This window comes from Peribacillus sp. 05N428, assembly GCF_056397085.1.
Genome location: NZ_JBFTMS010000021.1, coordinates 76,688 through 86,967 on the forward strand (window position 1 = coordinate 76,688; position 10,280 = coordinate 86,967).

Here is a 10,280-nt window from a genome sequence, read left to right on the forward strand (position 1 = left end):
GTTTATCTTCGAATAGGAACATTGGTGTTTTGTCCTACGAAAATTTTTATAAAAAATTTAATGGTGAAATACTTGAAATATTCAAAAAACGGTGATAATATCAAAATAAGAAACAAGGTTAGTTAATAAGCAACAAATTACTTATTTTTATTTTTTTAATCATTTAATGAAACTGCGTTGCTTATTATGCGACTAAAAGGAGGAGTAAATTGTGGATTTTTCTAAAGAGAAAGGCGAATTTTATAATAATCTAACGAAAACAATTCGTCGGCACATAGTTAAAATGACGAACCATGCAGGAAGTGGTCATCCCGGTGGTTCTTTATCGGCAACTGAATTAATGTCCGTCCTATTTTTTGAACATATGAATGTTGATCCTGACAACCCAGATTGGCAAGACCGAGATTGTTTCTTCTTATCTAAGGGGCATTGTACACCTGTATTTTATTCAGTATTAGCTGAAAAAGGTTTCTTCCCGGTTGAAGAGTTAATGACCTTCAGGGATGTTGACGGCAGGTTACATGGACATCCATGTGGAGAGCATATTCCAGGTGTAGACATATCTTCAGGATCACTTGGTCAAGGATTATCGGTAGCTAATGGCGTTGGATTAATTGCAAAACTGGATGGCAGCAATAGAAGATCATATTGCATGATAGGTGATGGAGAATTACAAGAAGGTCAAGTATGGGAAGCGGCAATGACAACTGCACATTACAATCTTGATAACGTTTGTGCGATTATCGACTGGAACAAAATTCAACTTGATGATTTTGTTGAAAATGTAAAAGGTGTAAAAAATCTTGGTGATAAATTTAGAGCTTTCGGTTGGCACGTTGTTGAAATTGATGGTCATGATATTCATGCAGTTAATGAAGCGTATAAAGAAGCTAAACGCACTAAAGGTAGACCTACTGCAATTCTAGCTCATACGGTTAAAGGCAAGGGAGTTTCATTTATGGAAGATACCCATGATTGGCATGGAATGGCTCCGAATGATGAGCAATTAGAAATCGCTTTAAAGGAGTTGGCTTAAGATGGCAAATCAAGAAGCACCACGTAAAGGTTTTGCTGATGCACTAATTAGACTTGGAGAAAAACATGACGATTTAGTGGTACTTGACGCGGACTGCGCAAAATCGAATATGACAAATCTATATAAAAATAGATTTCCAGAACGCTTTTTCAACATCGGTATTTCTGAATGTGATTTAGTAGGTACCGCAGCCGGTATGGCAGTGGCGGGTAAAGTACCATTTGCCAATGCTTATGCAAACTTCCTTACTGGGCGCGCATTTGATCAAATGAGAATTTCAGTTTGTTATTCAAATAACAATGTGAAAATTGTCGGTCATAACGCTGGTACATCAGCTGCTCAAGAAGGTGCAACACATTTACCGCTTGAAGATATTTCTTTAATGCGATCACTGCCACGTATGACTGTAATTGTTCCAGCTGATGCGGTTGAAATGGAAAAAGCAGTAGAAGCTGCTTATTACCATGAAGGACCAATTTACCTCCGTGTTGGCAAATTACCAGTACCGATCGTTACCAAAAAAGAAGAACCATTCAAAATAGGTAAAGCAATTAAATACCGTGAAGGATCTGATATTACAATCATCAGTACTGGGATAATGCTTGATGAATCACTAAAAGCGGCAGGTGAATTGGAAAAGCAAGGTGTAAGCGCAGAACTTTTACACATCCATACAATTAAACCTATTGATAAAGAAGCCATTATTGCATCTGCTGCGAAAACAAAACATGTCATCACAGTTGAAGAGCATTCAATTATAGGTGGATTAGGTAGTGCTGTTGCTGAAGTATTGTCGGAAAGCCAACCAGCTATATTAAGAAGAATCGGTACAAATGACCGTTTTGGGGTTTCTGGAAAAATGGATGAATTACTTGATCTATTTGAATTAAGAGCACACCGTATTATTTCTACTGCAAATGAATTATTAGGGCATAGAGTAACTAGCTAATCACATTTTAGATAATGAAAGGGGGAGGGTTTTTGTCAAACGCAACCCAATATCTAAGTTTAAAGGATACTTTAGACCTCTTCTCTAAATCGGATGACAGCCTCCGTGCGGAAATCAAAGCACATTTAAATCAAACAAAACATAAGTTTATCGTTTTAGATGATGATCCAACCGGTGTCCAAACGGTACATGATATTTTTGTCATCACGGACTGGGGAAAAGACTGGATTAAAAAAGGATTATCTGATGAGAGAAGTGTACTTTATATTTTAACAAACACAAGAAGTTATAATGCAGAAAAGACGGAAAAGATCAATAGGGAGATTGTCCAAAACATTGTTGACGTTACTAAGGAAATGGGAATCAATTATTCAATTATCAGTAGAAGTGACTCAACATTAAGAGGGCATTATCCACTTGAAATTAATGTGCTCCAAGATGAATTATTAAAAACTGCTGATGTACAAATTTCTGGTCATTTAATCATTCCGGCTTTTTTTGAAGCACATCGTTACACCATAGATAATATTCATTATTTAGGTATGGAAGGCCAGCTTGTCCCAGTAAATGAAACAGAATTTGCGAATGATTCCGTTTTCGGTTTCAAAACCGCTAATTTGCCGAAATGGATTGAAGAAAAGACAAATGGAAGCGTAGCTTCAGAGTCAGCATTGATCATTTCACTGGAAGATATTCATAAAGGCGGCATTGATAGAGTTTATGAGATTTTACTATCTGCTAACAATAATACTCCTATTATAGTAAATGCTAAATCTTACTATGATTTAGACATCGTATCATTAGCTGTCCTTAAAGCAATTGATTCTGGCAAGCAATTCTTGTTTAGAACTGCAGCATCTATTGTAAAATCGATTGCGGGAATTCAGGATCGTCCATATTTATCAGCTAATGAGATTGTTTCAAATGATGAAAGCCAAAATAATGGTGGCTTTATTATAGTAGGTTCTCACACGAATAAAACTACGGAACAAATTAAGGAACTAATGAATAAATACCCGATTGAACAAATCGAAATGAATGTTGTGAAAGTTCTAAATAAAGAAACAAGAATTGAAGAGCTAACACGAGTATGTCAATTAGTAGATCAAAATATTTCTTCTAATCGCGATACGCTTGTATATACGAGTAGAGATTTAATTAGTGCGAAAGATAAGGAAGAAAACTTAAAGATTAGTCAAACTGTTTCAAGTTGTTTAGTTAAAGTTATTCGCTCACTAAAAGTAAAGCCGAAATTCATCATGGCAAAAGGCGGTATAACTTCGAGTGATGTGGCAACTGACGGCTTAGATATTAAATATGCAAAAATTTTAGGGCAAGCGATCGCCGGTGTTCCAGTATGGTTAACCGGAAGTGAAGCTAAGTTCAAAGATACACCTTATATCGTATTTCCAGGCAACGTTGGTGATAAAGATTCAATTGCTCAAATCTTTGAAAATATAAAAAAGGATCAAAAGGGAGAGATATAAATGGCTAAACAAAAAATGACAGCTGCTGAGTTAATTGCCTTGTATTTACAAAAAAGAGGGGTGAAACATGTTTATGGTGTACCGGGAGCTGCAATTTTACCATTCTATGATGCAGTAAAAGAATTAACTAAAATTGAATCATATATTGTACGTCACGAACAAACGGGTGCTTTCATGGCTGATGGTTATTCAAGAGCAACTGGTGAAGTGGGTGTATGTGCTGCCACATCAGGTCCTGGCGGAACCAACTTCTTAACTGGCCTTTACGGTGCATGGATGGATTCCATTCCAATGATAGCCATTACCGGTCAACAAAAAAATAGTTTAATTGGAACCATGCAATTCCAAGAAGCGCCTATCGTTGAAATGGCAAAGCCTGTAACGAAAGCTGCGTACCGTTTAACTGACGGTTCGAAAGCTGCTGAATTTATCCATGAAGCATGGGTAACAGCTACTACTGGCCGAAAAGGTCCAGTTCTTCTTGATTTACCAGTTGATCAACAAAAAGTTGAAATAGAAGTCGACTTAGATGTGCTTATCGGTTCTACTCCAGTCGATAACTTACCACAAGCTTCTGACGCTGATATAGAGAAAACATTGGAATTATTAAAAGATGCTAAAAGACCGGTCTTACTTTCTGGTGGAGGGGTCAACATTGCAAACGCTACCATTGAATTGAAAGCGCTAGCTGAAGAACTGCAAATCCCTGTAGTAACTTCTGGCATGGGGATGGATACTTTCCCTAACGATCACCCTTTATTCGCTGGACGTATGGGAACGATGCTTGATACTCCATTCGGTAACAAAACAATTGTTGAAGCTGACTTAGTCATCAACCTTGCCGGACGTTTCGCTGATCGTTCAACTGGTAATGTGTCGGTATTCACACAAAACGGTAAGAAAATCATCCACGTAAATCTTGATAATAAGGAAATTGGTAAAGTTGTACCAACGATTTTAGGTATCGTTTCTGATGTTAAAACCTTCATGGTTAAACTTGCAGAAGCCCATAAAGCACTTGGTGCTCATGTAGCTGCAACTGCCGAAGTAGGTACTAGAGTTAACTTAACTGAAGAGCGTAAGAAATGGGCACGTAAAACGGATTACACAACACTTCCAATCAGACAAGAGCGTGCATTGCGAGAGCTTCGTGAATTCTTAGATCGCGATGCCTTCATATCACATGACTGCGGTATCAGCCAAATCTGGTCCTCTCAATTATTTGAAACGTATGTACCAAGAACATACTTATTAACTGGTGGTGCGGGGACAATGGGTTGGGGCCTTGGTGCAGCAATGGCAGCGAAACTTGCATTTCCTGAAAGACAAAGTGTAAACATCCTTGGTGATGGAAGCTTAGGGATGTCATTACAAGATATTGCTACAGCTGCAAAGCATGATATTCCGGTCATTATTTTCTGTATGAATAACTCATTAATGGGATTAATTCGTCAACAACAAAACTGGTTCTATAATGAACGTCAAATTTCTACGGACTTAATTTACAAAAATGAATTATGTGATAATGAAGAGCGAGGAATCGACTTTGTTAAAACGGCTGAAGGTATGGGTGTTCGTGGTGAGCTTGTTACACATTATGATGATATCAAACCAGCTCTGCAACGTGCAGTAGACTCAGGTAAACCATATTTAATCGAAGTTATAGTTGATCCAGATCCTAAGAACGCATGTGAATTCTCTAATAACGGTGCACTTAACGGCTTCAAATACTCTGAAAAAATTGATTATTCTAAATAATAACCATCTTTATGGAAGTGATTTTTTTGAAGCAATGGGATATAACCTATTGCTTCAAAAAACATATTGACTGTACTTAAATAATGGGTTTATTAAAGGAGGGAAGCCGAAAAATCGGCGAAACAATGTCAGCAAATCTTCATAATTCTATGAAAGTCGGAATTGTTCACTTTATGGCTTATCCGGAAACAATGGGTGGAGATGGCCCAGCTGTTGAAACAATTAAGAAAATTGTACAAGATGATTTTTTCTCTGGAATTGAAATTACATCTATTAATAATCCTGAAGAACGTAAAGAGGCTGCTCAAATTTTACAATCTGGTGGAATGAATGTAGGATTTGGTGCACAACCGATTCTATTAAGAAACAAAGGAAACCTTAATTCTTTTGATGAAGCTGAGCGTAGGAGGGCTATCGATTTAGTAAAAGGCGGAATTGACCAGGCTTACGAAGTAAATGCTGCTAAACTTGGTTTCTTAAGTGGGGCTAAACCAGATACTCAACAAGATGTTGCCTTACAATTACTAACGAATTCTATCAAAGAATTATGCGATTATGCAAAATCTAAAGGTGATTTAGTACTCTCACTTGAAACATTTGATGATGAGACTGATAAGAAATGTCTAATCGGTTCGAATAAACTTGCTGTTGAAGTTGCAAAAGAAGTTCGTAAGGTAGATCCCACTTTCGGTTTAATGCTTGATTTAAGTCATTTACCAATGCAACGTGAAACGTCTCATGATGCATTAACGGTAGCTCGTGATTATATTAACCATGCCCATATCGGAAATTGCTATATTAAAGATACTTCTGATCCTGCATACGGCGATCAGCATCCGCGTTTCGGATATCCAGGAAGTGAAGTTGATGTTCCTGAATTAGCGGAGTATTTACGATCTCTATTAGAAATTGGTTACATCGGTGAAGGTATAAAGAATATAGTCGCTTTTGAAGTAAAACCTGTCGGTACAGAATCATCTGATATTGTAATTGCACAGTCAAAACGTACACTCGTTGATGCATGGTCATTATTACATTCGAAAAAAGGGCGTTTAGTTAGTTAGCCTATATATATGTACGATATGTATTAAACGGTGACAAGTGCTTTTGCTTGTCACCGTTTAATCTAACTTTTAATTAGCTTATCATGCAGAATCCCTATTGAGCAACGACTAAATAAGGTGTTAATATGACTTTGCATTAAGTAACTGGATTTAAATAACAAAAATTTTTCTTAGAGATTAAATTGGCAGGGAAGTGATCGATTGGTTAAACTTCAGAAGGATGTTGATGCTATAAGAATCAACACTAGAACCGAAGAACTTGCAGCTTGTTCATCCACATCTGTTGGTGTCACTAGACTACCTTTCACAGTGGAAAGTTTAAAAGCAGAAAGTCTAGTTGAAGAGTGGATGAAAGCAGCTGGGATGACGGTAAGAAAAGATGCTCTTAATAATATAATCGGACGTTATGAAGGGAAAGATCCTACAGCTCCAGTTTTAATGATTGGTTCACATTTAGATAGCGTGATTGAAGCAGGCAAATATGATGGTATTTTAGGAGTTATAACTGGAATCGAAGTTGTTCAAACTCTTAAGGATAATGGCATTATATTATACAATCCAATCGAAGTGGTAGGTTTTTGTGATGAAGAAGGAGTAAGGTTTCACTCAACGTTCCTTGGTAGTAAAGCGATTGCAGGAACTTTTACTGCTGAAGATTTAGAAAGAGCAGATGAACAAGGAATAACAATTGCTGAAGCGTTAAAAGGAATTGGTATTGCTGACCCATATGCTTATAAAAACGCTAGTCGTACTCCAGAAGAACTTCTCGCTTATTTGGAACTTCATATCGAACAGGGGCCTGTGCTTGAGAAGGAGAATGAACCTGTCGGCATAGTTCGTGGGATTGCTGGTGCTACAAGATTCTATTTTGAAATTATCGGGAAACCTGGACATGCAGGAACAGTTCCTGTTGCCCTTAGACAAGATGCGCTTTTAGGAGCTAGTGATCTCATTTCCTACATTGAGAACATCGCTATCCAAAATGAACCATTAGTGGCGACCATCGGAAAACTTACTGTAAGTCCGGGTGCTAGTAATGTAATACCTGGCCTTGTAACAGGAACGCTGGATATCCGTGATTTAAATGTGGATCGTAAGAAAAAAGCCATTGATGCCATATTAACTGAAAGTGAAAGAGTAGCAAAAGCTAGAGGACTCCAAATTCATTTTGAACAGGTCATGGAAGCCGATCCTGTATACTGTGATGAACAATTGATTAAAGTAATCGAGGAGTCCATTAGCGAACTGGATGGCAGTGCTATCAGTCTTGTAAGCGGTGCTGGTCACGATGCAATGGCTATGGCGGATGTAACGAATGTTGCAATGATTTTCGTTCGTTGTAAAGATGGTCTTAGTCATCACCCTGATGAATTCGTGACTGTAGAAGATATGGGTGCAGGAGCTAGAGTCCTTTACTCTACAGTGATTAAGATAGCCACAAACCAATATTGAGGAACTAATAAGTTTTGGCTATCAACTAAAAGAGAACTTACAAAAAACTCGTGATCCGACTGTATCGGATCACGAGTTTTTTCAAAATGAATACATTTCAATTTTAGGACAAAGATCCTTCATTCGATGAAACAGTCATGAGTATCGACAATGATCCAATGTAATAAAAGGAGTTCTGTATGTTCATAAAAAAGCCACTGAAATTCCTGGATTCCTCCATAATCCAAGACACTCCAGAAAATAAAGTCGAGATTTACTCTTTATATTGATCTCTGTCTGCGTGGGCAGTTACCTTCAGTCAATATCTGCTTTAGTAGTGATTACAATAACTTATTAATCACTATTACCCCTGAAAATTGAACTCATGAGTAAAGCTATACGTAAATGAAGTGAGTTTTTGGCATCATGAACGGAATAATTCAACATGTCCTCACATTTGGCAATTCGGTATTTAACGGTATTACGGTGAACAAACAGTTTCCTGGATGTAATAGCAAGTTCACAATTATTATCCAAATATACCAATAAGGTATTAACTAAGTCTTTTTCATCTTTATTTTTCGGGTAGGATAGAGAACGTAAAGTATTTTCATAAAATTTTTTTAAATCTTTTTCGGGAATTAACCGAATCAGTTCGATTAATTGCTTGGTTTCGTAAAAGTTGATAAATTTATTTTGAAACAGTTCAGCCCCATTTGTCCATGCTTCCACTGCCTCTTCATATGTAAGGTGGATATAGGTAAGGTCATTAGAAAAGTTACCAACTCCAAACGACAACGAAATTTTTAGATTTGAATAAGCCTCATTCTGGAATTCCTTCAGCCTTTCTTCTATTATGCTTTTAATCGAATCATTAATATTCAGAGGAGCTTGCATCAAAATAACAAAATATCCATCTTTCATAAAAACGATGTTGTTAGTATCTATTTTTAAAAATGATTTATGTAAAAATTTATATAAATAGTCGTATAATCTATTCATTATGTCTGCACTTTTTTGTAAAGCGTTTTGTTTATCATCATCAATCTTACATACAATGCATACGTATTTCATATTGTCGATTAAGCCATGCTGTTTTCCCCTATGAATAATTTCTTGTTTGTTAGAAATCTTTCCATCAACAAGGGAAGCAAAAAAGTTATTTTCTAACAAACGACTGTTTTCTCTAATAGCCTCGTTTTTAAGCAGCGTGAATGAAATGACTGTTGATGCTTGTTCTATAGCTAATTGTGATGATGGGTATGAAAGCTTCTCATGGTGAAGAATTAATAGAAAATAGGGATAGGGACGCATTGTTTTCACCCGAAACATCTTTATAGAAATGCCCGTATTTTGGATGTCGATTGTGAGCTGGTTTTTCTCTAGGTATGTTTCTATATCACGTTTAATGTGTTCTTGAACATTTTTCATAACGATTTTCATATTTCCTGTACGAAAATGATGAGAAAAGGATGTCACATCACCAATAGGATCAAGTAGGAGAACAGGACATTTTAATAGGGAGCCAAGATTTTCAATTAAAGAATTCAGACTGTAGCCTTTTATCATCATATTGGTAAATTCCTTGTGAATATGCATCGCATAGAATAACTCTTCAATTTGGTTATCCCATATAAAGCTTAATAATTGATGAGCAACCGCACCTAAAGTTAATGTCTCTGGAATTTGAATAATTGGAAATTCTAATGAGTCAGCCAATTCGATTACATCCTGCGGGATCTTATCAATGAATCTTTTAAGTTTAATGGCAATCCCTGCACATGGAAGTTCATTAATTTGGGAAATGAGATTGCATAATGCATGAGGGTCGTTTTTAAAAGCGTATCCTGTTGTCAATAATAGGGAGTTCTTAGCTAAAAAATTGATGGCATCTGGTGTTTCTGAAATCTCAATTGATTCTACTTTCCTTTTAAGTCCGGCATGTCCAGCAATAATTTTGGCTTCTTGAAACACATCAACGATAAATAAATCTTCTACCTTTTTCATCATACACCTTCTAATTCTACATTTTGTCAGTTTTTATTACTAGAAAGGGAAGCAAACGAATCTTGTTAAATTTGGACAAAAATTTAAATGGAAATTGTTTACATAGCATAATGATTTTGTGAATGAATCCGCTTATAATCAATTGTATAGAGGATTGAAGGTTAATGAAACTGTTTTCAAGATTTTTTTTTACATTCCATAAATCCCAAGTTCTTATTATATTTAGAAACTATATTTATATTTTGAAGCGTATACAATCCGCCAGTTCTCTATCATTTTTCTCAGGTACGATGCTCGCATTCGTTCATCTATATTGTTTTTGTTTAAGGCTGTTTTCGCATACTTTGTTGCTATTTACGAAGTAGTGCAGTGTGGTTGATTTCCCCTCCAGGTGCTCGCTTTCCGCGGGGCGGGCGGTGAGCCTCCTCGGCGTAAACGCCTGTGGGGTCTCACCTGTCCCGCTGCTCCCGCAGGAGTCTCGCACTTCCGCTCCAATCAACCTTAAATAGTTTCGTTTTAAAAACAACAAYCTTTACGAAAAGAGCCTT

The 10,280-nt window shown here is 36.7% G+C and carries 7 protein-coding genes; 6 read left to right on the forward strand and 1 reads right to left on the reverse strand.

Annotated features, from left to right (window positions below; genetic code table 11):
• Positions 1-211 precede the first annotated feature (211 nt).
• The 6 genes from AC1DIV_RS18705 to AC1DIV_RS18730 all read left to right on the forward strand — a co-directional run bounded on the left by AC1DIV_RS18705 (position 212) and on the right by AC1DIV_RS18730 (position 7,746).
• On the forward strand, positions 212-1,036 hold the full coding sequence (locus tag AC1DIV_RS18705; protein ID WP_034314956.1) for a transketolase: 825 nt from the start codon (positions 212-214) through the stop codon (positions 1,034-1,036).
• Between the two features lies 1 nt (position 1,037).
• Positions 1,038-1,985 (forward strand): transketolase family protein, encoded by a 948-nt coding sequence (locus AC1DIV_RS18710; protein ID WP_053533981.1) that lies wholly within the window; start codon positions 1,038-1,040, stop codon positions 1,983-1,985.
• A gap of 32 nt (positions 1,986-2,017) precedes the next feature.
• Positions 2,018-3,472, forward strand: a complete 1,455-nt coding sequence (locus AC1DIV_RS18715; RefSeq protein ID WP_477577166.1) for a four-carbon acid sugar kinase family protein — start codon at positions 2,018-2,020, stop codon at positions 3,470-3,472.
• Entirely contained in the window at positions 3,473-5,230 is a 1,758-nt protein-coding gene (locus AC1DIV_RS18720; protein ID WP_477577168.1) for a thiamine pyrophosphate-binding protein, read from the forward strand.
• Positions 5,231-5,355: 125 nt separating this feature from the next.
• Positions 5,356-6,294, forward strand: a complete 939-nt coding sequence (locus tag AC1DIV_RS18725; RefSeq protein ID WP_063596770.1) for a sugar phosphate isomerase/epimerase family protein — start codon at positions 5,356-5,358, stop codon at positions 6,292-6,294.
• A 201-nt stretch (positions 6,295-6,495) separates the two neighbouring features.
• Complete coding sequence (locus AC1DIV_RS18730; protein WP_275730836.1) at positions 6,496-7,746, forward strand: allantoate amidohydrolase; 1,251 nt, start codon at positions 6,496-6,498, stop codon at positions 7,744-7,746.
• A 333-nt stretch (positions 7,747-8,079) separates the two neighbouring features.
• Here AC1DIV_RS18730 and AC1DIV_RS18735 read toward each other — a convergent pair whose 3' ends face one another.
• Positions 8,080-9,732 (reverse strand): PucR family transcriptional regulator, encoded by a 1,653-nt coding sequence (locus AC1DIV_RS18735; RefSeq protein ID WP_477577170.1) that lies wholly within the window; start codon positions 9,730-9,732, stop codon positions 8,080-8,082.
• Between the last annotated feature and the right edge of the window lie 548 nt (positions 9,733-10,280).